This window comes from Sinorhizobium sp. RAC02 (assembly GCF_001713395.1).
Classification (GTDB): Bacteria; Pseudomonadota; Alphaproteobacteria; order Rhizobiales; family Rhizobiaceae; genus Shinella.
Map to the genome: position 1 here is coordinate 233,125 of NZ_CP016452.1, position 26,930 is coordinate 260,054.

The 26,930-nt window shown below is 62.3% G+C and carries 23 protein-coding genes and 1 pseudogene; 4 read left to right on the forward strand and 20 right to left on the reverse strand.

All coding sequences use genetic code 11. The annotated features are described in order from the left end of the window. Nucleotides 1-192 precede the first annotated feature (192 nt). The 19 genes and pseudogenes from BSY16_RS22325 to msuE form a co-directional block, all read right to left on the reverse strand. Complete coding sequence (locus BSY16_RS22325; protein WP_069062062.1) at nt 193-756, reverse strand: hypothetical protein; 564 nt, start codon at nt 754-756, stop codon at nt 193-195. A 203-nt stretch (nt 757-959) separates the two neighbouring features. Then, nucleotides 960-2,573, reverse strand: coding sequence for an alpha/beta hydrolase-fold protein (locus BSY16_RS22330; protein ID WP_069062063.1), 1,614 nt, complete (start codon nt 2,571-2,573; stop codon nt 960-962). Further along, nucleotides 2,567-2,812: a TonB-dependent receptor domain-containing protein gene (locus tag BSY16_RS22335; RefSeq protein WP_286157318.1), complete on the reverse strand. Its 246-nt coding sequence runs from the start codon at nt 2,810-2,812 to the stop codon at nt 2,567-2,569. Before BSY16_RS22335 ends, BSY16_RS22330 begins: the two co-directional genes overlap by 7 nt. Before the next feature lie 26 nt (nt 2,813-2,838). Continuing rightward, nucleotides 2,839-3,063, reverse strand: a pseudogene (locus tag BSY16_RS22340) (ATP-binding cassette domain-containing protein); the annotation flags it as partial. Further along, entirely contained in the window at nt 3,060-4,118 is a 1,059-nt protein-coding gene (locus BSY16_RS22345) for a FecCD family ABC transporter permease (RefSeq protein WP_083243067.1), read from the reverse strand. The pseudogene BSY16_RS22340 and the gene BSY16_RS22345, both read right to left, overlap by 4 nt. Next, nucleotides 4,115-5,158, reverse strand: coding sequence for a FecCD family ABC transporter permease (locus BSY16_RS22350; protein WP_069062066.1), 1,044 nt, complete (start codon nt 5,156-5,158; stop codon nt 4,115-4,117). The genes BSY16_RS22345 and BSY16_RS22350 overlap by 4 nt, the downstream gene beginning before the upstream one ends. After that, a complete protein-coding gene (locus BSY16_RS22355) occupies nt 5,155-5,958 on the reverse strand; it encodes a siderophore-interacting protein (protein ID WP_069062067.1) in 804 nt (267 codons plus the stop codon). Before BSY16_RS22355 ends, BSY16_RS22350 begins: the two co-directional genes overlap by 4 nt. Nucleotides 5,959-5,973: 15 nt before the next feature. After that, nucleotides 5,974-6,891, reverse strand: coding sequence for an ABC transporter substrate-binding protein (locus BSY16_RS22360; RefSeq protein WP_171902475.1), 918 nt, complete (start codon nt 6,889-6,891; stop codon nt 5,974-5,976). 68 nt (nt 6,892-6,959) lie between these two features. Next, nucleotides 6,960-9,452: a TonB-dependent siderophore receptor gene (locus BSY16_RS22365; RefSeq protein ID WP_069062068.1), complete on the reverse strand. Its 2,493-nt coding sequence runs from the start codon at nt 9,450-9,452 to the stop codon at nt 6,960-6,962. A 129-nt stretch (nt 9,453-9,581) separates the two neighbouring features. After that, nucleotides 9,582-10,508: a FecR family protein gene (locus tag BSY16_RS22370; RefSeq protein WP_286157319.1), complete on the reverse strand. Its 927-nt coding sequence runs from the start codon at nt 10,506-10,508 to the stop codon at nt 9,582-9,584. A gap of 103 nt (nt 10,509-10,611) precedes the next feature. Continuing rightward, nucleotides 10,612-11,085: an RNA polymerase sigma factor gene (locus BSY16_RS22375; protein ID WP_286157320.1), complete on the reverse strand. Its 474-nt coding sequence runs from the start codon at nt 11,083-11,085 to the stop codon at nt 10,612-10,614. 261 nt (nt 11,086-11,346) lie between these two features. Further along, entirely contained in the window at nt 11,347-12,594 is a 1,248-nt protein-coding gene (locus BSY16_RS22380; RefSeq protein ID WP_069062071.1) for an SfnB family sulfur acquisition oxidoreductase, read from the reverse strand. Between the two features lie 25 nt (nt 12,595-12,619). Next, nucleotides 12,620-13,393: an ABC transporter ATP-binding protein gene (locus BSY16_RS22385; protein WP_069062072.1), complete on the reverse strand. Its 774-nt coding sequence runs from the start codon at nt 13,391-13,393 to the stop codon at nt 12,620-12,622. Nucleotides 13,394-13,517: 124 nt separating this feature from the next. Continuing rightward, nucleotides 13,518-14,852: an ABC transporter substrate-binding protein gene (locus BSY16_RS22390; protein WP_069062073.1), complete on the reverse strand. Its 1,335-nt coding sequence runs from the start codon at nt 14,850-14,852 to the stop codon at nt 13,518-13,520. 100 nt (nt 14,853-14,952) lie between these two features. Then, nucleotides 14,953-15,990 carry a branched-chain amino acid ABC transporter permease gene (locus BSY16_RS22395; protein WP_069062074.1) on the reverse strand — a complete coding sequence of 346 codons (1,038 nt, stop codon included), beginning with the start codon at nt 15,988-15,990 and terminating at the stop codon, nt 14,953-14,955. Nucleotides 15,991-15,994: 4 nt separating this feature from the next. Beyond that, nucleotides 15,995-16,891 carry a branched-chain amino acid ABC transporter permease gene (locus BSY16_RS22400; RefSeq protein ID WP_069062075.1) on the reverse strand — a complete coding sequence of 299 codons (897 nt, stop codon included), beginning with the start codon at nt 16,889-16,891 and terminating at the stop codon, nt 15,995-15,997. Next, entirely contained in the window at nt 16,891-17,808 is a 918-nt protein-coding gene (locus BSY16_RS22405; RefSeq protein WP_083243069.1) for an ABC transporter ATP-binding protein, read from the reverse strand. Before BSY16_RS22405 ends, BSY16_RS22400 begins: the two co-directional genes overlap by 1 nt. 112 nt (nt 17,809-17,920) lie before the next feature. Continuing rightward, nucleotides 17,921-19,024: a dimethylsulfone monooxygenase SfnG gene (gene sfnG / locus BSY16_RS22410; protein WP_069062076.1), complete on the reverse strand. Its 1,104-nt coding sequence runs from the start codon at nt 19,022-19,024 to the stop codon at nt 17,921-17,923. 23 nt (nt 19,025-19,047) lie between these two features. Next, entirely contained in the window at nt 19,048-19,641 is a 594-nt protein-coding gene (gene msuE, locus BSY16_RS22415) for an FMN reductase (protein WP_069063642.1), read from the reverse strand. A 393-nt stretch (nt 19,642-20,034) separates the two neighbouring features. Here msuE and BSY16_RS22420 point away from each other — a divergent pair, with 393 nt between their 5' ends. Genes BSY16_RS22420 through BSY16_RS22435 form a run of 4 tightly spaced genes read left to right on the forward strand, consistent with a single transcriptional unit; the run spans nt 20,035 to nt 24,730 of the window. Continuing rightward, entirely contained in the window at nt 20,035-21,384 is a 1,350-nt protein-coding gene (locus BSY16_RS22420) for an LLM class flavin-dependent oxidoreductase (protein ID WP_069062077.1), read from the forward strand. A gap of 31 nt (nt 21,385-21,415) precedes the next feature. After that, on the forward strand, nt 21,416-22,384 hold the full coding sequence (locus BSY16_RS22425) for an ABC transporter substrate-binding protein (protein WP_069062078.1): 969 nt from the start codon (nt 21,416-21,418) through the stop codon (nt 22,382-22,384). Between the two features lie 4 nt (nt 22,385-22,388). Beyond that, entirely contained in the window at nt 22,389-23,237 is an 849-nt protein-coding gene (locus BSY16_RS22430; protein ID WP_069062079.1) for an ATP-binding cassette domain-containing protein, read from the forward strand. After that, complete coding sequence (locus BSY16_RS22435; RefSeq protein WP_069062080.1) at nt 23,234-24,730, forward strand: ABC transporter permease; 1,497 nt, start codon at nt 23,234-23,236, stop codon at nt 24,728-24,730. The genes BSY16_RS22430 and BSY16_RS22435 overlap by 4 nt, the downstream gene beginning before the upstream one ends. A 178-nt stretch (nt 24,731-24,908) precedes the next feature. Here the strand turns inward: BSY16_RS22435 and BSY16_RS22440 are convergent, their stop codons facing one another. Next, nucleotides 24,909-26,861 carry a caspase family protein gene (locus BSY16_RS22440; protein WP_083243072.1) on the reverse strand — a complete coding sequence of 651 codons (1,953 nt, stop codon included), beginning with the start codon at nt 26,859-26,861 and terminating at the stop codon, nt 24,909-24,911. Nucleotides 26,862-26,930 lie beyond the last annotated feature (69 nt).

Here is a 26,930-nt window from a genome sequence, read left to right on the forward strand (position 1 = left end):
GCTCTTGATGGGAATCGAACCGGTGACGTCGAGGAGGAGTTGAGTGAGCCGGCGTCCCAGAAGCTGATTATCATCGCTTGGGACATTTGTTGAACCAGGTTGTGAAACTGGAACCAGAGATCGAGCTGTCGCTGGGAAAAGCTCTGATTTAGTCAAAGCTCGGCAACGCAATCATTCTGATCGACAGACGAATCACTTCGGTTCAAATCGCCTGAGCATTTGTCTCAGTTGATCATTTTGAAGCTGCAGCTTCCCCGCCAGCTGGGACCGCAAATCACGGATCTCGCGGTCCAGCGCCCGAACAGGATCGGTTGTACTTGTTGCCGCTTGTTTCTCCAAGGTGATGGCCGGTTCGGCGTACCTGACGCGAACTGGCGCTTCCGCCTTTGCCTTACTTCGGGTCGTCGGCGAGGCCTTATCCCGCAAGGTTCGACGTTTCGCGCCTACACTGACCACAGTGCGATCCGAGCCCAAGGCGGTGGCTTCGTCGGCCGGCATCGGGTCAGGAGCCTCTGCCGCCTTTGACGGCAGAGGCTCCTGACGATCGCCGGCTTCGCCTTTGCCAGCTTGCAACGCGGCCGATGGTTTCGGTTCAGGTGCGGACTCGCCCCCTATCGATGCTTCAGCAGCGGTGGAGTTGGCTCCCTCGAACTCGATGGGAATCTCGGTGAAGCTGGCTTCGCCAACGTCATGCTGATCCGCAGCCTTTCTCCGAGACAACAATCCAGTGAGAAGTTTCCAGGGCGACCTTACCATCGCTTTTCAACTCCCATCTTGTCGTGCGTTCCGGTAACCCTTGCACAATTGAACAAGATATTTCGGAGCGTATTCCGTTTTCAGATAGGCTGTGGATTCGATCATAGCCCTTTTCCTTTTCATTCGTGGCCCGCGAAAGAACGTTCAAGCGTGCGGCTAAAACATAACTTTAATAATCAAGTTTTTTCGCCAAGAAAAGCCGCTCAAGGCATGTCCCTGCCGAAGAGCGCGATCAACCCGTCCGAAACGACGCCTTGCCAGACCAGATAATCATGGCCGCCCGCGTAGTCCCGATAGATGACGGGAATATCCTTTGCTCGCAGCACATCCCGCAAATGCCGGCTTGTATCGAGAATGCCGGCCGTGCCATGCGCGCCGGCTTCAAAGAGCCCGGCGGAGAGGAAGAAGCGCAATGGCAGCTTCGGACCTAGGGCGATCAGCCCCGCCACGTGTTCCCTCTGATCCGCCGGTGTGCCGGGTGGGCTCCACCAGAAGGAGCCGGACATCGATAGGACATTGCCGAAAACATCCGGACGCCGCATGGCGATCGTTGCTGCCGCCAGCCCGCCGTAGCTGGAACCGGCAAGCGCTGTGCGTTCCGCCGGGGCTTTCAGTCCCGTTTCCTTCTCGACAAGAGGATAAAGTTCGGTGGCCATGAAGTCAGCAAAAGCCGGATTGGCCGGCAACTCCCGCGCTCGCGCTTCCCGGTCGGGATTGGCGATGAACACGGCAATCACTGGCGGCACGGCGCCGCCAGCGATCATGTTGTCGAGGATGCGCGGCACGGGCACGCGCTCAAGATACTGGTCCGCATCGAAGACGAAGAGCAGGATCGTGTCCTTGCGTGCCGGGTCGAAACCCGCCGGGCGGTAGAGCGTGATGTCTCGGCGATTGCCAAGCAGGCGGCTTTTGATCGACAGCCGCGCCAGCGTGCCGAACGGAGCGCCCTTATCTTCAAGCCAGGGCTGTGGCGGGGCGCCGGCAAGCTCCAGCACGGACTCCTGATTATAGACGTCGCTCGTCTTGGCTGGCCAAGGATGACGGTTCAGCGGATCGGCCTTGGCGGTCGACAGGATGGCGATACGCCGATCACGCGCAGTGCCAGGTACGTCCGGCACATCGAAGGCGAGCTGATAGGACAGGCGTGTGTCGTTAGGCACCTCGAAGCTCTTGAACCAGATGTCCGACCCGGCAAGCCTCTGCAAGTCCTCATGGTCGCCGCTCGGCGCACCGAACAGGCGGATGTTCCGCCGCGCGCCGCGGCCGAGGAAGGTAACAATCTTGCGCCCCTCCTGCCCGTCTTCGACGAGCGGCGTACCGTGCGTTTCGACCATCGCCCAGAAGCCGCTTGTTGTCTCGCCGGCTGCAATCTTCGTGGCGATCGTCGCGATAGCGGGGCTCAGATAGACAGGCGAGGCCGGGACTTGATCCGCGACGCCAACTTTCCGGTCGATGCCGAGCGCGTAGTGCCCTTCGTGCTTCGTCGTGACGATCAATCGTTCCTCCGCGCCCTCAGCGACGAACTGAAACTCGACGACGCCCCCTGCGCCGTCGGCAAGCTGCCGCAGATGTTTCCCCGCGCCGTCGACAAGGTCGAGATCAAACGCGCCGGTCCCGACCTGCAACTGCCCCTTGATATAGTCACCCGTCTCGGCACCCGGATCGAACACCTGCCTTGTGCCAGCGGTTCCGCCCTTCCCCGCTGTTAGCTCGCCGGCGGGAAGGGGCAAGGCCTGCAATGTTTCCGCCGCAAGCACGTTTGTTATCGACAGGATCACCGAGAGAACGCCGAGCACTATCGTTTTGCGCACTACCATTGTTTTTTCAACGTCGCGACGATGCTGCGACCTTCACCATAGAAGCAGGCATAGGCACTGGCGCACGATGCGACGTAGCGCTCGTCCCCGATATTCTTTACGTTGAGTTGGAGGGAAAGCCCCTGCAAGTCCGGGCTCTTTGCGCCGAAGTCGTAGGAGGCCATGGCGTCGAACAGGGTCACGGCGCCGACCTTGAACGTATTGGTGGGATCGCCCTGGCTGGTGCCGATATAGCGCACGCCGCCGCCCACCGTCAGGCCCTCAAGATCGACCCTCCATCCAAAACGATACGACCCTTAGACGGCACGAGCAGGCGCGACAGGGCGCGCAAAAGCGTGGACTTGCCGCAGGCATTCGGCCCTACGATGGCAGTAAAGGACCCGTCGGGAATCGAGACGGACAGGTCCGTCGCGATGATGCGTTCGTCATAGCCGAGCGTCACGCCATCGGCATGGAGGCGCGGATGGGACGGATGGGGAGATCGGGTCATGTGCGGCCCTCCCGGACGAGCAGCCAGAGAAAATAGAAACCGCCGATACTGACAGTCATCATGCCGACGGGCAGCTGATTGGAGAAGGCATGTTGCGCGGCCCAGTCGGCCGCCGTAAGCAGCAGCGCGCCCACCAGGGCCGACGGTAGGAGTGTTACGCCGGGCGAGCGGATGAGCCGCCGTGCAATCTGCGGGGCGGCGAGCGCGATGAAGGCGATGGGACCCGCGGCGGCGGTGACGGTCGCCGTCAGCGCGACGCCGAGCACCATGAGAGACAGCCGTACACGACCGGCGTTCACGCCGGAGGCGCGCGCCGCATCGTCGCCCATCTCCAGTTGCCGCATCGGCCGGGCAAGTACCAGCATCGGCGGCACGAGCAGGGCGAGAACGAGGAGGACGGGGAGGAGCTGATCGATGCCAAGGCCGTTTAGCGACCCTGCACCCCAGATCGCCGCACTCATCGCTACCTGCAGATCTGCTTCGCGGATCATCCAGGCGTTGAGCGCGCCGAGCATTGCCGAAACGCCGATGCCGACGATGATGAGCCGGAACCCCTGCACGCCGCGGCGATAGGCGAAGAGGTAGACGGCGAGTGCCGTGACGATGCCACCGACGAGCGCACCTGCCGCCGTCTCGTAGTACCCGCCTGATAGGAGGAGGATCGCGGCGAGCGCGCCCGTATAGGAGCCCGCCGAAAAGCCGATGATATCCGGTGAGCCTAACGGATTGCGCGTCAGTGACTGGAAGATCGCGCCGCTCAAGCCCAGCGCGCCGCCGAGCAAAAAGGCCAGCCCAACACGCGGGAGGCGCCATTCCACGACGATCATGCGGATGACGTCCGTGTCAGGTTGGAGGAAGGCAGTGGCCACCTGTGCTGGTGTTACAGGATAATAGCCGGTCGCCAGCGACACTCCAGCCAGGCCGATGGCGAAAAAGAGAATGAGGCTGCCGGCCAGCAGCGCGCGTCCGTCGAGCCGCCGCGACAGGCGGTCGCCGAGGATACGGATGGGAAGCATGCGGCGCCTGAAATCCGGCCAGATAGGCGGACTGCTCATAGGCCATGCGCTCCCGTGCGCCGCGCTAGCAGGATGAGCACGGGGGCGCCCAGTGCGGCGGTGACGATGCCGGCCTCGAGTTCGTCCGGGAAGAGAACCAGGCGTCCGGCGATATCGGCGGCCAGTAGCAGGATTGGCGCGAAGAGCATCGTGGCGGGGATGATGCGGCGCTGGTCCGGTCCGGTGAACCAGCGCACGGCATGCGGCACCATCAGTCCCACAAAGCCGATCGGCCCCACCGCCGCTGTCGCAGCACCCGCAAGAAGCGTGACGGCGAGAATAACGAGGAGGCGCAGGCGTCCGATGCCGACGCCGAAGGCGCGGGCGAGATCGTCGCCGAGCCCGATGGCATTCAGCGGCGGCGCCACCGCGAGCCCGATCGTCAACCCTGCCAGGATGAACGGCGTGACCATCGCGACGATTCCCATATCACGGCCGGCCAGTGCGCCGATGGACCAATGCCGCATGCCTTCGAAAACATCCGGATCGAGCAGCGCGATTGCTGAGCCGACTCCACCGAGCACGGCGGAGAGCGCAACGCCGGCGAGCACGAGGCGGAGCGGAGAGGCCCCGGACCGGCCGGACGCGCCGATGGCATAGACAGCCGCGGTGATCACGAGCGCGCCGAGAAAGGCGAAGCCGAGAGAACTCCATGCGGATTGCAGATCGAGGAGCCAGACGGCGAGTATCATGCCGAAGGCGGCACCCGCATTGACGCCGAGGATACCCGGATCGGCGAGCGGGTTGCGTGTCATGGCCTGGATGAGCGCACCGGAAACACCGAAGGCGGCACCGGCCAGAAGGCCGAGGAGGGTCCGCGGCAAGCGATAATCGCGGATGACGACCGCGTCGAAGGACGCTGCATCGAACGCGAGGAATGCGCGCAGGACAGTGGTAGGCGACACCGGCCGCACGCCGACGAAGAGGCTCGCGCCCGTGAGCAGGCCGAGAAGCAGGATGCCCGCGAACATCGCTAGGCGAAAATGCGTGCGCACCGCGGCGATACCCGCGCCACTCGCCACCCCGGCCACAGCCTTCATACCCGGGCCTGCCCTTCGATCCAGTAGCCGACAGCATCGATTGCCTGTTTGTCGAAGCCGAGCCGGTCGCGAAAGTGCTTGCGGCAAGCGGACGCGGCGCGAGCTTCCCCTGCGATGTAGATGTAACCGGGGCCGTCCGGCAGTGTGGTGAATCCTGCGGCGATTTCCGGAAGACGGGTAGGCGCTTCGCTCCCATCCCGGTGGCCATGCGTCTCATGCCAGACCAACTCGACATCGGCCCGGCTTCCGAGCCTCTGCCGGTCGGCAGCGGACGGGATTTCGACATGCACGATGGCACGCATCTCCGCCGGCAGTTCCTCCAGAATGCGGCCAACGGCCGGCAGACCGGTGATGTCTACCAACAACAGCACCCACTCGGCACCCGGCGGCGGCTCGAAGCGGCCCTCCGGATTGCAGATGCCGACCACGTCGCCCGGTTTCGCAGACATGGCCCAGCCGGCAGCCACGCCGCCCTCATGGGCGACAAGATCGATGACCATCTCGCAGGTTTCCGGGTTCCAGGCGCGCACCGTATAGGGCCTGTTGGGGCAGGCCAGAGAGCTGTCGGGCCGGCCCCACCGGCCATTCTCCATCAATATCGGCAGTGTCACCGGCGTCTCGGGATTGGGGCAAAGCGCCAGGCGCACCCATTCGTCGGGGTGATCGGTCGCGACCAGCCGCTCGCCGTCCTGCACCTTGAGAACCACACGGATCATCGATGGCGTCAGGTGGATGACGGCCTCGGTCGTTGCGAGGAAATAGTCCTCCACATAGGGTTCGTGCTCGTGCTGGTGGGACATGCCGGCGCCTTCCGTTCAGGTCTTCAACGCCGCTTCCATCCGCGGGAGGAAGGCGGAGAAGGCATAGGGGATGGAAAGGACATTCGGCCACGAGGCCGCCCAGATCGATGCCGGGTCGTCGAAGGTGAAGCAGCGGCCGCGCCGTACGGGCTCGAACAGTCGAAACAGGCTCTGCGCCTCGAGTGCCGCCCGCGCGCTTTTCTCCAGCCACATGACGAGAAGATCTGCCCCGACGCTGTCGATCACTTCGAGGCTGACATCGACAGAGACACGGCCCGGATTGCGGGATGCGAGCTGACGTACACCTTCGGAGGGAACCATGCCAAGCTGGATAAGCCAGTCCACCCGCGTTTCGCCCGGAAGATAGACGACGATATCGCCGCGGCCCGGAAAGAAGGTCGCGAAGGTGAAGCTCCGGCCGCGCAGGGCCGGCCAGCGGTCGCCGTAGCCTTTCAACAGCCCTTCCGTTTGCACGACGAGCTGTTCCGCCTCTTCCGCCCGTCCAAGTGCTGCGCCCGCGATCCGCGTCTGCTCGTGCCAACTCGCCTGCCAGGGTCCCGATCGGTAGGCGACCGTCGGCGCGATGCGTGAAAGCCGGCCGTAGGAGACGCTGTCGAGGCCGGAGAACACGCCGAGCACGAGATCGGGCGCCAGATCAGCGACCATTTCGTAGTCCGTCATGCCTCCTTCGAGCAGCAAGGGAATGTCAGCGCCGAAACGCTGCGCGCACCAGGGTGTGATACCGCTTTCGAACATGCCGGACCGTACGATGCCGAGCGGCTTCACCCCGAGCGCGAGCAGCGCGCATTCGTCGCCATAGCCGACGGTAACGACACGCTTGGGCGGTGACGCGATCACCGTGCGGCCGAGCGCGTGCTCGACCGTCGCAGGAAACGTCGCCGTCGCGCCAGACACCCGTTGCGGTACAAGCAACAGCGCCCCGGCTCCCGCAAGGAAGCCGCGACGTGTCGTCCCCAGACTGCGGGACGAGGATAAAAGCATCAGAACTTGAACTTCGTCGAGATGCTGAAGCTGCGCGGCTCACCATAGAAGCCGGTATCGAAGTTGCCGAGGCCGGCAAAGTACTTCTCGTTGAAGAGGTTCTTGACGTTGAAGGTCACGTCGATCTTCTCGCCGAACCGGTATTTCGCCATCGCGTCGACCAGAAGCACGTTCTTCTGCGTAACATTCTGATAGACATTCGCCGGGCTCCAGACAAAGCCGTGGATCTCGTCCTGCCAGCGCAGGCCCCCACCGATCGTCAGGTTTTCCCACTCGCCAGGCAGCGTATAGCTCGTGTAGAACTTCACGACATTGTCTGGCGCGCTCGTCTGGATGAAGGAATAGACGAGATCGCCATTCGCCTTGCGCGCGCGGGCATGAGTGTAGCTCGCATAGACGTTCCAGTCCGGCAGGATCTCGCCTGAGGCCTCAAGTTCGAAGCCCTTCGTCGTCACGCCCTGCACCGCCCGGTAGTAGTTCCCCCCGCGGATCGGATCATATCCGGCAACTTCCGCGAGATTGTCCTGCTTGGTCATGAACACCGCGGCACTGGCATTCAGCGCGCCGTCGAAGAAGCTGCCCTTGACGCCGGCCTCGTAGCTTTTGCCCTCCTCCGGCGCGAGGTAGGCGCCGTCAACGTCCTGATTGCCCTGCGGCCTGAAGATGTCCGTGTAGCTCGCATAAACGGAATAGGAATCGTTGAGATTGTAGACGATACCGGCATAGGGCGTGAGCTTGCCCTTGGCGGAATAGGCGCCCGGCGCGTTCCATACATCCGTGGCGATGTCATAGGTTCCGCGGTCGTTGAAATCCCACCAGCTGATGCGACTGCCGAGAATGAAGGACAGGTCATCCGTCGGCTTCAGCCGCGTGGCCGCATAGACGCCATACTGGGTCAGCGAATCCTCATAGTGCCCTGCGAGCGCGAAATCCGGCTCCTTCGTGTTGCCGTCCCACTCGAAGAAATTCGGAACGGACGGATCGTAGTCGACGCCACCATAGCCATACCAGGGTCCGCTGTCCGTTCGCCGGGAGGCGGTCGCCCCGAACATCAGGTCGTGTTCGCGGCCGAGCAGCTCGAACGGGCCTGACGCCTTGGCATCGATGGTGTCCTGCACGATCCGGCCCGAATATTTGCCGACAAACTGCGAGACACCGGCGCCCGTGACGGGATCGGGGAAACCGCCGCCTGCGGAGCCAAGAACACTGTCATGCCCGTTGCGGCGATGGTTGTAGGTGAGTTCCGCCTTCCAGCCATTGTCGAATTCATGGTCGAGCGAGACGAAGAAATTGTTGGTGAACGTATCGCGACGGCTCCAGGTCGTGGCCGGGTTGGAGGAAACATCCCAATCAGTACGGGTTCCATCGGAGAAGAACATCGGCAGGCCCGTCCAGCTCGAGCCGCGCGGGCGGTTCTGCTGGTAGTCGGCGCCAAGCGACAACGTCGTGCTGTCGCCGATATCGGCTTCCAGCACGCCATAGAGCGTGAAGGACTTCTTCTCGTAGTGGTCGAGATAGGATTCCCCATCTTCGAAGGATCCGGAAAAACGTCCACGCACCGAACCGTCGTCATTGAGCGGCCCGGAGACATCCAGTTCGCTGCGATAAGTGTTCCACGCGCCGAGCGTGCCGGTCACCGAACCTTGGAAGGTGTCTGTCGGGCGCTTGCGCACGAGATTGACCGCCGCACCGGGATTGCCGGCCCCCATCAGGAGGCCGTTGGCACCCTTCACCACCTCGATATGGTCATAGATGGTCATGTCGGCATTGCTCAGGCCGAAATCGTAGACGCCATCCGTCTCGACGGCCACGCCGTCATACTGGAACTCGGTGATTGCGAAACCACGCGCGGTATATTCGGTGCGGTCGCTGTCATATTGCTGCGTGGTCATGCCGCTTGCCGATTCAAGCGCATCGCGCAGCGACGTGCTCGCCTGGTCCTCCATTCGCTTGCGCGTGACGACCGTCACCGATTGCGGCGTCTCGGCAATCGAGAGCGGCAGGCCGGTCGCCGTCGTCATTTCGCGTGTCGTGTAGGAGTTCGTTCCCTCGGTCGTGGAACCATCCCCCTCGACATTGATCGTCTGCAGCACGGTCGAGCCATCCGCCAACGGCTGGACCTGTGAAGCGGACGACGCCGAAGGATCGACGATCGTCACCGTATTGCCGCCGGTAAGCCTGTAGCTTAGCCCGGATCCCGAAAGGATCGCCGCAAGGCCGCTCTCCACGGAATGCGAACCGGACAGGCCGCCGCTCGTCTTTCCGCGCACGAGGCCGGCGGGGTAAAGGATCTGCAGGTTGGCGCGATTGGCGAAGCGGGAGATCACCTGGCCGAGCGGGCCGGCCGGAATGGTGTAGCTGACGGCCTGAGCGCGAGCCTGCTTTGCTTCCTGGCCATAACCCGGCGTCGTTGCCGCTGCCGTCGCCAGGACAATCGCCATGCAGGCGACGCCGCTGCGCAGGCCCCTGCCGGTCTTCGAAATCATGCTCATGCGCCTCAACCTTTACCGTCATTCTCGAGGCGTTCTGCCCCATCTATCCCGCATGACGCATGCCGGCGTGCACGTCCTCACCCCGAAAGTGGAATTTTTTTATCAAATTTTAAAAGAGCTTCGCAGCGCTCACGCCGGCCGCAGCACGACGAAGTAGTCGGTGAGCCTGTAGGCGGAGATGGGAAGCGTGCGGGTGATCGTGTCCAGCACACCATCCGGATTGGCCATGTCGAAGATGCCGCTCACCCGCAAGGCCTGCAGGCCCTCGCCATAGATTCGGATCGAGCCGCGTCTGTAACGGTTCACGTCCTCGATCACCTGGCCCAGCGGCTGATCCTCGAAGATCAGCTTGCCATGGCGCCACGCGGCAGCGACCTCGGTATCGATGGTGCCGACGCGCGCCACGCCATGCTGGCCGTAGGACAGGGTTTCCGGCGCATTGAGCACGACGGTCGATGCATCCGGCGCCACCACGGAAACGGTGCTTTCCTCCACGTCGACCGTCACGGATGTCTCGCGCCGGTGGACGGAGAACCGTGTGCCGAGTGCCGTGGCGACACCTTTCGACGCCTCGACCGAGAAGGGTCGCGCCTTGTCTGCCGCAACATCGAAGAAGGCACGGCCCTGCAAGAGATGGATGCGCCGGGCACGCTCATCGAAGCCGACGTTGATCGCGCTGTCGGCATCAAGCGTCACCTGGCTGCCATCGGCGAGCCTGATGGTGCGCTGCTCGCCGGTACCGGTCGAAAAATCGCTGAAGCTGCCGAGATAGCCGCCCTGCCAGGCGGCGACGCCGGCAAGGCCCGCGGCAAGCCCGGCGCCGGTCCCCACGAGAAAGCGTCGCCGGCCCCGGTCGACAGGATCGATCACCGGGCGCGGAATGGCATCGAAATCCGCCCACAGGCCTTCGAGCTTGCGGTACTCCAGACGATGTTCGTCGGCCTCCGCCAGCCAGCGGGCATGGGCAAGGCGCTCGGCCTGCGTCGTCTCGCCGGATTGCATCCGGACGAACCATTCCAGCGCAACCGATCGCAGATCCGTCTCTTTGTTCGCCATGGCGCTCATCCAACCCGCATGCCCGGTCGATTATCTCGACACTCATCTGGAGCAAAGACGTTTCTCACGCAACGACACCTCAGCCCCGTCCTGATGTTTCCCCTCATTCGAGATGCTCTCCAAACCGGTCGCGGCAGGTCGCGAGCGCCTTCATCAGGAGTTTTTCGACGGCACTTCTCGATATGCCGAGCTTTGCGGCGATCTCTTGATGGCCGAGACCGTCGAACTTGTGCAGGACGAAGGCCTGCTTCTGGCGCGGCGGCAGGTCGTCGACGATGCGGGTGAGAAGCACGAGGCGCTGGCGGTAGTCCACCTGTTCTTCCGGCGATGGTGTATCTGCCGGCTGCTCGATTGCCGGCTCATCCGAAGCGAGGCGCGTGCGCACCTTCTGCCGACGCAGATGGTCGATCGCCGCGTTGTCAGCCATGCGGAAGAGATAGGAACGGGGATTGTCGACGACCGTATCGCCACCCATCCGACTGATCTTGAGAAAGGTTTCCTGCGCCACGTCATTCGCATCGGACCGACTGCGCAGCTTGACCGTCAGATGCCGTACGAGCTCGTTGTAGCTATCCACAAAAGTCCGAAAAATGAACTTGTCTTTCACGAGGCGATTCTGACGGCGACTGGAGGATTGAGACAGGGCCAAGCCCAAACTTCGCCTCCAATAGGCGCGAAACCCGGGGAGGTCAATAAATCTGGAGTTTGAAATTCCAGATTTATTGACCTCCCCGGACAGCAAGATGATATCCTTCAACCGGCAGGCCGTGCGTCTGCCTATACAGATTCCCTCAGCGGACCGATGCGCCTGAAGAACGCACCGGTGATCTCTATGAAATCAGCTCCAGGCATGAAGCGGCGGCTTTTCGCCGTTGAGGAAGTATTTTCCGAGGATGGCGTATTTCCAGCGCACAGGATCGTGAAGTGTATGGGTGCGGGCATTGCGCCAATGCCGGTCTAGGTGATGCTCAGCGAGCGTAGAACGCGTGCCGGCAAGCTCGAACAACTTGTTGGTCGCGGTGATCGCGATTTCGGTCGAGAGGATTTTTGCCTCGGCAGTGACGATCTGGGCCTCTGCAACCGTTTCCGCATTCGGGTTCGCGACCGCACGGTCGATGGCGTGGCCGGCCTTTTCGAGCAACGCCTGGGCGGCGTGCAGGCGAAGCATCAGGTCGCCGACGGCCTGGATCGTGTAGGGATCGTCCCAGGCATGGTCGAGGCCACTGTCGATCCAGGCACGGCTCTTCGTCCGCACGAAGGAGACCGTTTCGTCGATGGCGGCCTGCGCAATCCCCGTATCGACGGCGACCTGGATGATCTGGAAGATCGCGCCGTCGGCCGTCGGCACCTCATACCCCTTGTAGCCAGGCACCAGATGGGTCTTCGGAACCTTCACATTGTTGAGGATCACCGTGCCTGAGAGCGTCGTGCGCTGGCCAAAGGAAGACCAGTCATCGATGACGGTCAGGCCTGGCGCATCGCGCTCGGCAATGGCGTACCAGGCACGCCCCTCCTCATCGAGTGCGACGACCGGTACGAGATGGGCGAGGAGCGCGCCGGAGGAATAGAATTTCTGGCCGTTGACGACGACATGGTCGCCGGCATCGACAAACTTCGTCTCGAAATCGGCGGCGCGTTTGGAACCGAATTCGGAGAAGGCATTGCCGAAGCGCGTGCCGCGCAACACCTCGGCAAAGAGCAACTTCTGCTGCGCCTCATCGGACACGGTACGGATCGCCGCCACGACGCCGAGATGGTTCTGGGCGATCTGACCGATCGAGGAATCGGCCGCCGAGACGATCTCGATCACCTTGGCGAGCGTGGCGTAGGAGACTTCGGGACCGCCGAATACCTTCGGCACGTTGATAGACCAGAGGCCGCTCTGCGAGAACGAATCAAGCTCCTTCACCGGCCAGATCCGGTCACGGTCGCGGATCGCCGAACCCGGCGCGATCTCCGCCGCGAGCGTCTTCGCGACCGCGATTGCCTCGGCGTCGCTCTTGATGATGTGCGCCGGCTCGCTCGGGCGCGGCACCGCCGGAACGCCCTCGACGGCATCCTTCGTGTTGACGTTGGAAATGGTCATTGTCTGGCTCCTCTTCGGGTTGAATTCAATGGACGAGTGCGGCCGCGGTGGGTCTTTCGCCGAGATAGAAGGCCTTCACGTCGTCGCGCGACTTGAGATCTGCGGCATCGCCGGTGAGCACGCTGACGCCGTTTTCCAGAATGACCGCCCTGTCGGCAAAGGTGAGCGCGACGGCTGTGTTCTGTTCGGCGACAAGGATCGACAGCCCCTCCTCGCGGTTAAGGCGCTTGAGGGTGCGGAAAATATCCTGCACGACGAGGGGCGCGAGCCCCATGGAGGGCTCGTCGAGCACAAGGAGACGCGGGCGCGACATCAGTGCACGGCCGATCGCCGTCATCTGCTGTTCGCCACCGGAGGTGAGGCCGGAAAGCACCCGGCGTTTCTCGTGCAATCTTGGGAAATGCGCGTAGACCTTTTCGAGATCGATCGCGATTTCCGCGCGTGACGCACCGCGGCCGAGGCCGCCGGAGACGAGGTTCTCCTCGACCGTCAGCGTCTTGAAACAATGCCGGCCTTCCAGCACCTGCACCAGCCCCACACGCACGAGACTTGCCGGCGTCTCGCGCGACACGTCACGGGCTTCGAACAGGATGCGGCCGGCATTCACCTGACCGCGCTCGGCCGGGAGGAGGTTCGAGACGGCCTTCAGGGTCGTCGTCTTGCCCGCACCGTTCGCGCCGAGAACGGCGAGGATTTCGCCGCGCGCGATCGAAAGGTCGACACCATGCAGCGCGGTGATGGAGTGGTTGTAGGTCGCACGAAGGCCCTCCACGGTCAGTATCCGGTTTTCCTCGGTCATTTCAAACTCCTCTGGCGGATATCGTCGGGCTCGCAGCGAAAATCCGCGGCCGGGCACCAAGCGAGGAAGAAGTCGCGTGGCAGCCGGCCGCAGGGCCGCGCGGTAGGGCGCGCGGCCGTCGGCATCAGTTCGTCACCGCACCCGCATCATCGGCGGTACGAAGCGTGATGCCTTTCTCGGCCGCATAGGCCTCGGACGATTTTTCGATGATCGGCCGCAGCAGCGCCCAGTCCGGCGCGATCCAGTCGGAAACGACGTTCCACTTATTGCCGTCCCATTGCTGGAAGGTCACGTAGCCGTTGCCCTCGTGGTTGTCCCATGTGACGTTGATCGAGTGGAACAGGTCCTTCGCACCGAGCGCCTCGACGCGGGCCTGGTCGAGCTGCAGATGCTCGAAGCCCCAGCGCACTTCGTCGCCGGTCAGCGTGCGCTTGCCGAACTTCTCCTGTGCGATGCGGACCGCTTCGACGTTCAGGATGCCATTGACGATGCCGAGATTGTGGTAGACGGAGCCGATGCGGCCCTTGTCCTCAAGGTTACCCTTGCCGGCGTCATACAGCGTCTTCACGATTTCCTTGACGACAGGGTATTCGGCGCCCGAAGCCTGCGTGGTGATCGCCGTATAGCCCTTGGCCGCATCACCCGCCGGAATGACGTCCTCTTCAGAGTTCGACCAGACATTGCCGATGATGTGATCGACCGGGAAGCCGGTCTTGGCAGCCGTCTTCAAGGCGACCGGGTTCATGACGCCCCAGCCACGCAGCACGACATAATCCGGCTTGGCGCGGCGGATCGTCAGCCATTGCGACTGCTGCTCGTTGCCCGGATGCGGAACCTCGATCTGCTGCAGTTCGAAGCCGTATTTCTCGGCAAGCAGTTCATAGATCGGGATCGTTTCCTTGCCGTAGGGCGAGCCGTGGTAGAGCACGGTGATCTTTTTCCCCTTCAGGCTTTCGACGCCGCCCTCCTTCGAGGCGATGTAGTTCACGATGCCGGATGTCTCGCTGTAGGGGTTGAGCAGCAGCGGGAAGACGTAGGGAAAGACGCGGCCGTCCGTCGAGTCGGTGCGGCCGTGGTTGATCGTGATCAGCGGCACTTTGTCCTGCGCAATGCGGTCGATCATTGCATAGGCGATGCCGACCGAGAGCGGGTTCCAGGCGGCGATACCCGGATTGCTCTTCAGGCGCTCATAGGCTTCGACGCCGCGCTCGACCTCATACTGGGTTTCGGCCTCCGACCACGTCAGCTTCACGCCGTTAACGCCGCCATCGCGGGTGTTAATGAGGTTCAGATAGTCGATGAAACCGCCGAAGAAGCCAGTGCCGCCGGCCGCATAGGGTCCGACACGATAGCTCTGGAGGGGAAAGTGCTGCTCGTCAGCCTGCGCCGGGAACGCGATGGCCGCAAGGCCAATGCCGGCAGCGAAGGCGGCCGCTCTGATCTTGGTAGAAAGGGTCATTTGTGGACACACTCCGTCTGTCGGATGGCCTTGCGCCGTCCGGTTTCGTTTCAGGGTTCAAGGGCTTTTGTTGTTGGAAGCCGAAAAGGCTTCGTGGGTCTCACGTCCGCCGGAGGGCGGCCGCAAAACGTGACTTCAACCGATCCCACAGCGCGACCAGACCGTCCGGCTCGAGGATCAGGAAGAGGATGATGAAGGCGCCGATGACGATACGCTGCGTCATGTCGAGCACACCGGAATCAAAGACATCGCCGAGCAGGAACGCGCCCAGTCTTGAGAGCACCAGCGGGAAGACGACGATGAGTGCCGCACCGAAGAAGGCGCCGCGGATCGAGGCAAGGCCGCCGATGATGATAATGAAAAGAATTTGGAACGAGCGATCGAGGTTGAACCCGGCCGGCTCGACCGTGCGCAGGTAGGCGAAGGCCCAGAGCACGCCCGCAACGCCGATGATGAAGGAGGAGATGGCAAAGGCGAGCAGCTTGGTTCGCAGCACCGGAACACCGATGATGCGGGCGGCGGTCTCGTTGTCACGCACGGCGATGAAGTTCCGGCCGGTCTGCGACGACACCAGGCGATAGGCGAGGAAGGTGAAGACGGCCACCACCGTCAGCGCAAAGAGATAACGCCCGATTGCCCCTTCGAAGGGCAGGCCAGCGAGTGAGAGCGGCGGTGCATCGATAACGCCGGAGGCCGAATTGTTGGAGAACCAGCTGAATTTCGTCAGCGCCCATTGCACGAAGAACTGCGCCGCAAGCGTCGAGACCGCGAGATAGAAGCCTCGCAGGCGAAGGCTCGGAAGGCCGAAGACGATGCCGACGGCAGCGGCAGAAAGGCCGGCGAGCACGATGGAGACGACGAGCGGCAGCCCGTCGATCCGGAGGTTGAAGTTGTAGGCCGCAAAGGCGCCGACGGCCATGAAAGCGGCAGAGCCGAGCGAGACCTGTCCCGCATATCCCGTCAGGATGTTGAGCCCGACACCGGCGAGACTCAGGGCAAGGAACGGCAGCAGGATCGCCTCGAAGAGATAGCTGGTCCCAACGAAGGGGATGACGAGATAGGCGATCGCCAGCACGGAGATCGGCCCGGCATAGCGCAGGGAAACGGAGGGCGAAAGATCTGTTGCGATGGCGGACATGACGTCAGACCCTTTCCACGAGCTTCTGGCCGAACAGGCCGGAGGGGCGGATAAGCAGGAAGGCGAGCGCCACGACATAGGCGAACCAGCCCTCGATGCCGCCGCCGAAATATTCGCCGATATAGACCTCCGCGAGCTTCTCCGAGGCGCCGACAAGCAGGCCACCGATGATGGCCCCAAGGATGGAATCGAAGCCGCCGAGAACAAGAACCGGCAACGCCTTCAGGACGACGAGGGAGAGCGAGAACTGTACGCCGAGGCGTGCGCCCCAGAGAAGGCCCGCGACCAAAGCCACGAGGCCCGCGGCAGCCCAGACGCTCGCCCAGATCCAAGGGAGCTTGAGACCGATGGCAAGGGCGGCGAACTGATCGTCCGCAACGGCGCGGAAGCCGAGACCGATGCGGGTGTAGCGGAAGAAGGCGGAGAGCAGCGCCACCATGCCGGCCGCGACGACAGCGGCAAAGATATCAAATTGGCTGATGAACACGCCGCCGACATCGAAGGGAATGTCCTCAATGCCGAGATCGAGGCCATGAACCTGTGTGCCCCAGATCAACTGGGCCGCACCTTCGATGATATAGGAGAGGCCGAGCGTCGCCATGAAAAGCGTGATCGGCGGCTTGTTGGTAAGCGGTCTCAGCACCGTGCGCTCAATCGCGATGCCGATGGCCACCATCGCCGCGAAGGTAATGGCAAAGGCGGCGGCAAAGGGCACGCCCTTTTCGACGAGGCTGACGAAGGTCAGCGCAGCGAAGAGCAGAAGCGCGCCCTGCGAAAAATTCAGGACACCGGATGTCTTGTAGATCAGCACGAAACCGATCGCGACGAGCGAATACATGACACCGGACAGGAGCCCGCCGATCAGCACCTCGGTGAAGAAAAGCCAGTCGAACCCGGCCATCAGATGCCCTCTCCGTCTTCGTTTTCCGGCGCCACGCCGAGATAGGCGTCGATGACGCGCTGGTCGCGTGCGATCTCCTGCGGCGTGCCGTCGGCGATCTTGCGGCCGTAGTCGAGAACCGCGATCCGGTCGGAAAGCCCCATGACGACGCCGATGTCGTGCTCGATCAGCACGACGGTGATCTGGTACTCGTCACGCGCCAACCGAACGTAGTCGGCCAGTTCATTCTTCTCCGTCGCCGTCATCCCGGCCATCGGCTCGTCGAGCAGGAGGATCCGCGGTTCGGCGGCAAGTGCACGGGCGAGCTCGACACGCTTCTGCAGGCCGTAGGGCAATGTGCCGGCAAGCCTGTCGGCATAGGGTGCGAGATGCAGGAAATCGATCACGCGGCTTGCCCGTTCGCGGGCATCGGCCTGTTCGCGGCGCGCGGCCGGAAAGCCGACGATCTGGCTCAGGAAGCTCGACCGCCCCACGAAGGCGCGGCCGGCCGCGATATTGTCGAGGACGCTGAGGCCCTTGAACAAAGCGAGGTTCTGGAAGGTGCGGGCAATGCCAAGGCGCGCAAGCTTCTGCGTCGGCACGGGACTGTAGACGGCACCGTCGATCGCCACGTGGCCGCGATCCGGACGATAGACCCCGGAAATGACATTGATCAGCGAACTCTTGCCGGCACCATTCGGGCCGATGATCGCGCGGATTTCGCCATGCCGCACGGCAAGGTCCACGCCCTTGAGCGCGACAACGCCGCCGAAGGACAGGTCGATACCGTGCAATTCCAGTACGAGCGCCTCGTCCGAGCGCGGCACGGGACGGTCCGACGCCGCACGCACGCCGCGAAGCTCAAGGTGCTCCCGGATATCCGGCGGTATCGCTACCTCGCTGCCGAGGCCCGCGAGCAGAAAATTCGATGCCGACATGTCTCGTCCCGTCTTCCGGTTTCAAACCGGCGCAGTTTCCCGATCGCGGACACCGTGGTGCTCGCGTTGTGCGGAGCGGCGGCAATCGCCGCCCCGTCTGGCCGTCTCTCGTTTATTCGGCGGCGATGGCCGCGCTCTCCTCTGCCTCTTCCAGCGCGCGTACGAGCGGGATGACGTGTTTGCCGAAGTACTCGACCTCTTCCTGGAAATGCAGGAAGCCGAGCAGGATGAGGTCGGCACCGGCGCGCTTCAGGCGCACGATGCGTTCTGCCACCTGCTTTGGCGTGCCGATCAGGTTGGAGCGGAAACCGTCATTGTATTGGACGAGATCCTCGAAGCTCGATTTCGCCCAGTTGCCCTCGCCTTCCGGCGAGGCCTTTCCGGCATTCTTCACCTCGTGGCCAAAGGCGTTGACCGCTTCCGGATTGGCCTTCTCGATGATTTCGGCAAGGACGGCCTTCGCCTCTTCCTCGGTCTCGCGCACGATGGCAAAGGCGTTGACGCCGACCTTGACCGAATGATCGTTTTCCTTCGCCTTGCCGCGGATGTCGTTGACCTGCTTGGCGATTTCCTCCGGCGTGTTGCCATTGGTGAAGTACCAGTCGGAGACCCGCGAGGCCATATCGCGTGCCGCACGCGACGAGCCACCCTGGAAGATTTCCGGCTGCGGATCGATCGGTTTTGGCTTCAGCGAATAATTGTTGAAGCGATAGAAGTCACCGCGGAAGGTGAAGCTCTCTTCGGTCCAGATGCCGCGCAAAGCACGGATGAATTCTTCGGAACGGCGGTAGCGTTCATCATGGTCGAGCCATGGTTCACCGATCGCATGGAACTCGCCACGGAACCAGCCGCTGACCACGTTAACCGCGACGCGGCCGTTCGTGAGGTGGTTGATTGTTGCGATCTGCTTGGCCGCAAGCGCCGGGTTCCACGGCCCCGGCAGGATCGCCGCGATGACCTTCAGGGTCGTCGTAGCTTCCAGCAGCGAATGGCTGAACGATACGGACTCATGCTGGAACTCCGCACCATAGCCTGCCGTGAAACGGATCTGGCTCAGCGCATAGTCGAAGCCGCTTGCCTCGGCGATCTGCGCGAGCTTGCGGTTATAGTCGATCGTCCAGCTCGTGCGCTGCTCGATGTTGGAGATGACCAAGCCGCCGGAAACGTTCGGCACCCAGTAGGCGAATTTGACGGGATCCCTGCTATGTTCTGTCATGCGAAACTCCTCTCTTCCTTGTATCAGTTGGTTGCCGCGTCGCCGGCGACGAGGCGCAAGCCCGGATTGGTTAGATCGCCTGCGGCCGGGGCCGCGCCGGGCAGAAGATCAAACAGCTCGCTGACGGCGCGCTCGATACGCGCTTCGACGATCGTGTTGGTCAGCGTGTATTCGGTGAAATCCGCCTCGACCGCATAGACAGTCGTGGGGACCGTGACTGCGCCGAAGAAACCAAAAAGCGGCCGGAACTGATGCTCGAGCATGAGGCCATGCAGTGGTGTTCCGCCCGTTGCCGCCAAAATCACACGCCGACCCTGGAGGGCTCGGAAATCGACAAGATCGAAGAGATGCTTGAGGGCGCCGGTATAGGATGCTCGATAGACTGGGGAACCAACCACAAGCACGTCGGCGGCCTCGACTGAATCTACAATCGCGCGCCCAGCATCGTCGAGTTGGTCGGCGCGCAGCGCCCGGAAAAGCACCGGCGCCGATTCAGCGAGATCGAGATGGCCGGTTTTCACATCTGCTGTGCGGGCGATGGCCGCAACAATTTGCTCGACAAGATGCGCCGTTCGCGATGGCCGCTTGACGCTACCCGAAATGCCAAGGATCTTCATGTCGTCCCCCATCTTCTATTGTTTATATTTTCTATCGTTTTGATAGATTATCAAAGGCGCGTATTCCAAACTGCGCATATTTTGTGGAAAGCCTTCCCGCCCAAAGACACTTCGGCAAACGATGTGAAGCGTCACCGAAGCCCGGAAACATCACGGCTTATAGTTAGCGTGGATTGGGACGCCGAAGGCTGGCTGCAGCTATCGTGACAGTCACGAATGATCTTGCGTGACGCTCAAGTCATGCAAGGAGACATCACCGCCAGCGCGCCTGCTCGCGGACACGGGCCGGATTTTCTTTTCCTACATAATAGATAAATTAAATGGGAATTCCTCGCTGACGGTATGGAGTACGGTATTTTCAAGCGGAAATTTTCCCTTTGAGACACATCAATCATGCCCACCCGCAAAATCGTTCTCGGCACTATCCTCTACCCCAGCGGCCACCATGTTGCTGCTTGGCGGCATCCGTCGACGCAGGTCGCCACCAATATCTCCGTCAGCCACTACATCGCCGCTGCACGTGCGGCTGAAGCCGCCGGCTTCGAAATCGCCTTCATTTCGGACCGTCTCGGTGTCCCGAAGGGCCGTGCCGAGGCGCTGCGCCGCGTGGATGAATGGTCGCACGGCTTTGAGGCGCTGACGCTTGCGTCGGCGGTGGCGACGGCGACCGAGACGATCGGCATCGTTGCAACGGCGTCGACGACCTTCAACGAACCCTACAATCTCGCACGCCAGCTTGCCTCGCTGGATCTCATCAGCAATGGCCGCATCGGCTGGAACATCGTTACCTCCTCCCTCCAGCAGGAGAGCGACAACTTCAACGTCGGTCCCGACTTCGACCACGCGGCGCGCTACGACCGCGCCGGTGAATTCGTCGAGGCCGTGCAGAGGCTCTGGCAGAGCTGGAACCCGGACGGTTTTGTCCGTGACAAGCAGAGCGGTGTTTTCTTCGAGCCGGATGCCGTGGAGAGCGTGAATCATTCGGGCACGTATTTCCGCAGCAAAGGCCCGCTCAACGTCATTCCTTCCCGGCAAGGCCGCCCGCTTCTCGTGCAGGCCGGTTCTTCCGATGCGGGCAAGACACTCGCCGCCCGGACGGCCGATGTCGTGTTTACCGCACACAGCGATATCGTCTCCGCGCGCGGTTTCTATCAGGATGTCAAGAAGCGCGCCGTTGCCTCCGGCCGGCATGTTGATGACGTTCTCGTTTTGCCCGGCATCTTCCCCGTCATAGGGAAGACCAAGACGGAGGCGGAAGAAAAATACGCCGCCCTGCAGGATCTGATCCAGCCAGACGTCGCTCTTTCACTGCTTGAGACCTATCTCGGTGACGTCGACCTTTCCGGCGTCGATATCGACGGCCCGCTGCCCGACCTGCCGGTCTCCAACTCCATCCGCAGCCGACAGACGCTTTTGACGGAGCTTGCCCGCAAGGAAGGCCTTTCCGTCGGCGCACTTGCCCGCCGGATTGCCGGCGCACGCGGCCATTGGCAGGTCATCGGCACGGCCGAAGCTATCGCCGGTGAGATCGAGGACTGGGTAGCCGGCGGCGCGGCCGACGGCTTCATGCTGCTGCCACCGACCTTCCCCGCGGGACAGGACGATTTCATCGCAGGCGTCGTGCCGCTGCTGCGCGAACGAGGGCTTCTCACACCGGGCCCGACCGATGGCTCGCTACGCGAACGGCTCGGTCTGCCCCACCTTGCGCGCTCCGAGGCTGGCAACACCCGGAACCACGCCTGACCTTGAAAACCCAACCGGAATGGAAAACTCTATGCACACCGCTCTCAAAATCCTTTTTGCAACCTCCACAGCCCTTGCCGTCTTGATCCCGGCCGCAGCGCAGGCGGCCCCCATTACCGTGGCCGATCCCGGCTACGCTACCGCGCAGGGCACAGCCTATGTCGTGAAAATCCTCCTCGAAGAACAGCTCGGCAAGGAAGTCGAGGCCATCAAGGCCGGCTCCGTTCCGGTCATCTGGGAAGCGCTGAACCGCAATGGCGGCGAAATCGATATCTGGACCGACGTCTGGTTGCCGAACCAGCAGGCCCTTGTCGATCAATATGCCGGCGAAAACGGCAAGGTAAAGCTCGCCGCCAATTCCTATGCCGGTACGCAGGGCTATTGCACGACAAAGGTGACGGCGGACAAACATGGCATCCATTCCGTCTTCGACTTGGCCGATCCGGCCAAGGCAGCCGTCTTCTCGGCAGACGGCAAGGGTAAGGGCAAGATCTGGCTCGGCGCTGCCGGCTGGCTTTCCACCAACATCGAAACGGTGCGCGCCCGCGACTACGGCTTTGCCGATTTCTTCGACCTGCAGACGACTGACGAAGCCGTCGCCACGGCCGATCTCGACGCCGCTGTGAAGGCTGGTACTGGCTGGATCGGCTACTGCTACGGCCCACACCAGAATTTCGCCCGCTACGAGCTCGAAGTGCTGGAAGAACCCAAGCACGACGACGCCGCCTGGAACTTCGTCGAGCCGTCAGATCCAAACTGGCTGGAAAAGTCGTCGATCAAGTCGGCCTACAAGGATGCGGCGATCCATATCGCCTACTCGAAGTCGCTTGCCGAAAACGCACCTGAGGTGGCGGCAATCCTCGAAAGGGTGACCTTCACGACAGACGCCGTCAGCAAGCTCGCCTTCGCCATTGCCGTCGAAGGCCGGAACCCCGATGATGCTGCCAGGGACTGGATCGCAGCCAATCCCGACGTCGTCGCCGGTTGGGTCGGGAACTGACCATATGATCGAGCTTGAGGACGTCTGGAAGGTTTTCGGCAACGACGAAGCAGCGGTTCTCACCGAGGCACGTCGGGCCGAACCTGACGAAGCCGTCCTCAAGCGCCTTCGCGCGGTTGTCGGTGTGCGCGCCGCCAACCTCTCCGTCAAACAAGGAGAGCTGATCTGCCTGATGGGACTCTCGGGCAGCGGCAAGTCGACGCTCGTGCGCCTCATCAATCGCCTGCTCGAGCCGAGTGCCGGAAATGTGCGCATCGATGGCAGCGATATCCTGTCTCTCGGCCCCAAGGCGCTGCGCGAGTTGCGCTCGCACCGTATCGGCATGGTGTTTCAGTCCCACGCACTGCTCGCGCATCTCTCGGTACGCGACAATGTCGGCCTGCCTCTCGAAATCCGCGGCATCGCCCGCACGAAGCGCGAGGACCGGGCTGACGAATTGCTTGCCCGCGTCGGGCTCGAGGGGCTGGGAGACCGACGTGTCGGGGCACTCTCCGGCGGTATGCAGCAGCGCGTTGGCCTAGCCCGGGCGCTCGCCGCCGATCCGGATATTCTTCTCATGGATGAGCCTTTCAGCGCGCTCGACCCGTTGATCCGCTATGATCTCCAGACCCAGTTCATGGCGTTGTCGCGTGAATTGGGGAAGACGACCGTGTTCGTGACGCACGATGTCGACGAGGCCTTCCGCATCGCCGATCGTGTCGTGCTGATGCGGGCGGGCCGTATCGTCCAGACCGGAACGGCCGAGACCCTCGTCAACCGGCCTGCTGACGACCATGTCCGACGCTTCGTCCGCAATGCCCGTTTGCCTGAACGAGACGAGCTCCCACCTGCCAAAGCAAGAGCCATCGCATGACCGAGCAAACCGCACGCGACGAAGCCATCGCCCGCTTTGCCGGCAGCAACGGCGCCTACTACCGGCAAGCGTTTCAGCGCATCGGCGATCGGCGCGGCTATACGCCCTCCGTCAACGCCGCCGCCGTCCTGCTTGGCCCGATCTGGCTTGGGGGGCGCCGGCTCTGGTCTGCCTTCTGGCCCTTCCTGATTGCTGATCTTCTCGCCGTCGTGGTGATCGCATTCGCACTTTCCGGGGGAGCGAGTACCGAACAGGGTGCACGCGCCGAGCGCCTTGAGCGGCTCGCCGCCACCCGTCTGTCCGAGGCGAAAGCCGCGAACGACAGGGATTCAACATCCACGATCGCAAAGTCACTTACCCGCTCCGCCACCGCACTAGAGCAGGCAGCCCGCGAAGCGCGGCAGACAGCCGCCGACGCCAAGGCCGGCGCCTCCCTGATCCTGGCACTCGGAGGCGGACTCCTTGCCGCTACCCGTCTTGGTCTGGGAGCCATCGCCAACCATCTGGTGGAATGCCGCTTTCGCGAATGGCGGCTGGAAAGCGACACCGCCAAATCCGGCTTCAGCCCGCTGCATTCCGCTGGCGCCGCAGCCCTACTCGCCATCCTCATTCCGATCATCGCGCTTCATTTTAGCGATCGGACACTACTGGACGCCTTCCCAAGCGACCCGGCCTGGAACTCCGCGGCAGCGGCTTGGCTGGACCACGTCATCAGCTCGATCAGTGCCACCCTCGCGCCGGCCGCCGGAGCGTTGACCAGCGCGATCAATGGGATGCTGGGACTGCTGGAGGCGGCTCTTACCGAGACGCCATGGCCCGTCGTCATGGCGATTATCCTCGCCATAGCCTGGCAGCTCGCTGGATTCCGCGTCTTTCTTCTGACCTTAGTCGCGATCAGTTATCTGGCAATCCTCGGCTACTGGGAAAAAAGCATGCAGACCGTGGCGCTTCTCGGCACCGCGGTGCTGATCTCGATTGCCATCGGTATCCCGCTCGGCGTTCTCTGCGGCTACAACCGGCGCGTCGCCGCAATTGTGCGTCCGTTGCTCGATTTCATGCAGACAATGCCGGCCTTCGTCTATCTGATACCGGTTATCGCCCTCTTCGGGATAGGCAAGTCCTCCGGCATCATCGCAACCGTCATCTTCGGCATCCCGCCCGTCGTTAGGCTCACGGCGCTCGGCATCGCTTCAGTACCGCCTTCAGTGCGTGAAGCCGCGATTGCCTTCGGTGCGTCCCGCAGCTTCATCCTCTTCAAGGTCGATCTCCCGACAGCCGCACCGTCGATCATGGCCGGCATCAGCCAGACCATCCTGATGTGCCTGTCGATGGTCGTCATAGCAGCGCTGATCGGCGCAAAGGGCCTAGGAGAAGACGTGCTGCACGCCCTGCAGTATGCGGCGCAAGGCCAAGGCCTGCTCGCCGGCCTGGCAATTCTCCTGTGCGCTATCGTGCTCGATCGGATGGTCCAGGGACGTCGAGCGGACGGATAGAGGAGTTTCGCTGCTGTTGATCTCTAGGACGTGCGGCGATCCGTCCACCCTTCCAAGAAGATAAACGCAATTTCCCATGGCTTCGATGGTTTGAGGTCCAACACGCTCGTCGACGCTAGTTCTCGCTCCCAGCCGGTTCACACGGGAGCCACGCCGGTCATTGCGTGTTGATTACCCTCTAACCGCCGAGTGCCGCCAGACATGCTTCCAACATGGAAAGCATCGCACGCGAACCGTCCAGACTTGCAGCACCGTCGTGCAGGCGCACTTCGCGCCCGCCCTTCAGGAGCGCGAGGACTTGCGGCGTGGAGGCAATCTTGTAGAGGATTTCATCCTGGGACCTGATGCGTGTGATGTACTGCATCTCCTTCTCGTCAACAAAGAAAGTGAACGGCCGGCCCGACACGTCCATGAAATCCCGGTCTCTGTCACGGAAGCCGATATCGATGCCACCAGAGGCATCCAAGCGGATGATGCTCGACCGACCCGCATCATGGCGACGCGTCGCCTGGCAGTTTTGAAGGTAATTTGCCTGATCGAGATTGGCCAGAACCTCCCATCCAGCCACCGAATGAACCTTGAGAAAGGGCGATGTCAGCACCGCGTCTTCTCGTTTGAGTGCGGTCTCCTTGAGAGCTTTAGCCCGCTCATTCTTGATCTTGGCGATCGTGTTCTGGTACTTCCAGGTCAGGCCGAGTTCAGCGGCGTTCACCACCTCAAACCGATAGACCATAAGTTCTTCTTCGGGGATGGCACGCGCCTTCACGAGGGCTGTGACACCAAAGCAGGTGCCTTCGCAGGACTCGATGTCGATGTAGTCCATGGCCGCCTTCGCCGGCTCCGACATTTCGAGCAGAATATCGCCTTCTTTGTGCATGTTGCGATAGGTAAAGAAGAGCTGATCGAACTTCTCCAGGAAATGGACGTAGGGAGCCGGATCGAAAGGGATATGGGATCCGCTCCGGTAGAATTTGTCGCCAAAGTAGTCGAAGATAATTCTGTTTTTGCTGACCCCGCCTCCGTCTATATCGATCAAGGAATCGACGAACACCGTGTTCTTGCACGGCTCATCCGGGTAGTTGAAGAACAGGTCGAGTAGGATGATCTCGTCGTCGGCTATGTCCTCACCCGCCCTCTCTCCGGCAGCAAAGCTTCCCCTTCCGCAAGGATCGTTCGGCGGTGTGCTGAACGTGAAGTCACGAAACACCTCGTTCTGCCGGCGGAAGCTGAAATCCTTGTCCATGAACTCGATCTTCTGTTTCGCAAGGTTTGCGAACATTCCCTGTGGATAGCGGGACAGATATTTGCGGTAAGCCTCCTGACTGTCGGCGAGCGCGGCAAATTCGAAGAAGGCGACCTCGTCACCGCCCGCCTCGGCCGGTTTTCCTGCGACGAACTGGAAGTCGCCGTAGACCGCGCTGTTTTCCCAGGGCTCCTGCTTGCCGCCGGTGCGCTCTTGCACGGTGGCGCGTACGCGCTTGAAAACACCCTCGATGGAAAGGCCGGGAATCGTGACGGATTCGGCGAGCGCCGCCGCATAGGGACTAGCACCGGTGTTTCCGTCAGCCGCAAGATTGCCAGGAGAGGTCGAGAAGGCGACGATGCGGCCGAGCCGTTCCGGCGCTGTCGCAAGGCCGCGCCTGAGGCCACGCGTCTGCTCAAACGGGTTGTCGCGGCAAGAATCGAGTACGACGATCTGAAGGCTAGTTCTCACCGCGTCGAGCCGGCGCGTGAGTTCGCTAAGCGAGAGCGCGACCGAGCGCAGCTCCTCTTCGGTACCCAGCTTGACATCGACGGGTAACAGGTAGTTCTGCCCGGAGATCTGGACGCCGTGGCCGGCGAAGTAGACCATGACAACAGGATTTTCAACGGTGGCCAGGCGCGCCACGAAGGCATCGACCGCCGCCAATGTATCCGCCGCCTTGGCATTCGCGACCTTAGTGACGGCAAAGCCGCTCTTTTCCAGCGCAGCGCCGACGATCTCGATATCGTTTTCCGGATTGCGCAGGGGCGTCGCCACCTCGTAGCGGCTGTTGCCGATGAGAAGCGCGTGCCGCACGGACGCCGCCGCCTCGACGGGCAACAGCAGGATTATGAAAACCAGGATTCGCCGCACCGACATCACTCTCATGTGTCCCTCCCCGACCCATCAAAGGCTTGCATCCAGACGCGAAACGGGTGTGCGAAAGGTTTTATTCAC

What these genes read in the sequence shown, in the direction of transcription:
- BSY16_RS22385 (WP_069062072.1), bottom strand. Translation starts at nt 13,393, where the DNA reads ATGACCGAGGAAAACCGGATACTGACCGTGGAGGGCCTTCGTGCGACC.
- BSY16_RS22430 (WP_069062079.1), top strand. Translation starts at nt 22,389, where the DNA reads ATGATCGAGCTTGAGGACGTCTGGAAGGTTTTCGGCAACGACGAAGCA.
- BSY16_RS22370 (WP_286157319.1), bottom strand. Translation starts at nt 10,508, where the DNA reads ATGGCGAACAAAGAGACGGATCTGCGATCGGTTGCGCTGGAATGGTTC.
- BSY16_RS22380 (WP_069062071.1), bottom strand. Translation starts at nt 12,594, where the DNA reads ATGACCATTTCCAACGTCAACACGAAGGATGCCGTCGAGGGCGTTCCG.
- BSY16_RS22330 (WP_069062063.1), bottom strand. Translation starts at nt 2,573, where the DNA reads ATGGTAGTGCGCAAAACGATAGTGCTCGGCGTTCTCTCGGTGATCCTG.
- sfnG (WP_069062076.1), bottom strand. Translation starts at nt 19,024, where the DNA reads ATGACAGAACATAGCAGGGATCCCGTCAAATTCGCCTACTGGGTGCCG.
- BSY16_RS22395 (WP_069062074.1), bottom strand. Translation starts at nt 15,990, where the DNA reads ATGTCCGCCATCGCAACAGATCTTTCGCCCTCCGTTTCCCTGCGCTAT.
- BSY16_RS22425 (WP_069062078.1), top strand. Translation starts at nt 21,416, where the DNA reads ATGCACACCGCTCTCAAAATCCTTTTTGCAACCTCCACAGCCCTTGCC.
- BSY16_RS22420 (WP_069062077.1), top strand. Translation starts at nt 20,035, where the DNA reads ATGCCCACCCGCAAAATCGTTCTCGGCACTATCCTCTACCCCAGCGGC.
- BSY16_RS22350 (WP_069062066.1), bottom strand. Translation starts at nt 5,158, where the DNA reads ATGAAGGCTGTGGCCGGGGTGGCGAGTGGCGCGGGTATCGCCGCGGTG.
- BSY16_RS22365 (WP_069062068.1), bottom strand. Translation starts at nt 9,452, where the DNA reads ATGAGCATGATTTCGAAGACCGGCAGGGGCCTGCGCAGCGGCGTCGCC.
- BSY16_RS22440 (WP_083243072.1), bottom strand. Translation starts at nt 26,861, where the DNA reads ATGAGAGTGATGTCGGTGCGGCGAATCCTGGTTTTCATAATCCTGCTG.
- BSY16_RS22435 (WP_069062080.1), top strand. Translation starts at nt 23,234, where the DNA reads ATGACCGAGCAAACCGCACGCGACGAAGCCATCGCCCGCTTTGCCGGC.
- BSY16_RS22390 (WP_069062073.1), bottom strand. Translation starts at nt 14,852, where the DNA reads ATGACCCTTTCTACCAAGATCAGAGCGGCCGCCTTCGCTGCCGGCATT.
- BSY16_RS22355 (WP_069062067.1), bottom strand. Translation starts at nt 5,958, where the DNA reads ATGTCCCACCAGCACGAGCACGAACCCTATGTGGAGGACTATTTCCTC.
- BSY16_RS22405 (WP_083243069.1), bottom strand. Translation starts at nt 17,808, where the DNA reads ATGTCGGCATCGAATTTTCTGCTCGCGGGCCTCGGCAGCGAGGTAGCG.
- BSY16_RS22400 (WP_069062075.1), bottom strand. Translation starts at nt 16,891, where the DNA reads ATGGCCGGGTTCGACTGGCTTTTCTTCACCGAGGTGCTGATCGGCGGG.
- BSY16_RS22345 (WP_083243067.1), bottom strand. Translation starts at nt 4,118, where the DNA reads ATGAGCAGTCCGCCTATCTGGCCGGATTTCAGGCGCCGCATGCTTCCC.
- msuE (WP_069063642.1), bottom strand. Translation starts at nt 19,641, where the DNA reads ATGAAGATCCTTGGCATTTCGGGTAGCGTCAAGCGGCCATCGCGAACG.
- BSY16_RS22325 (WP_069062062.1), bottom strand. Translation starts at nt 756, where the DNA reads ATGGTAAGGTCGCCCTGGAAACTTCTCACTGGATTGTTGTCTCGGAGA.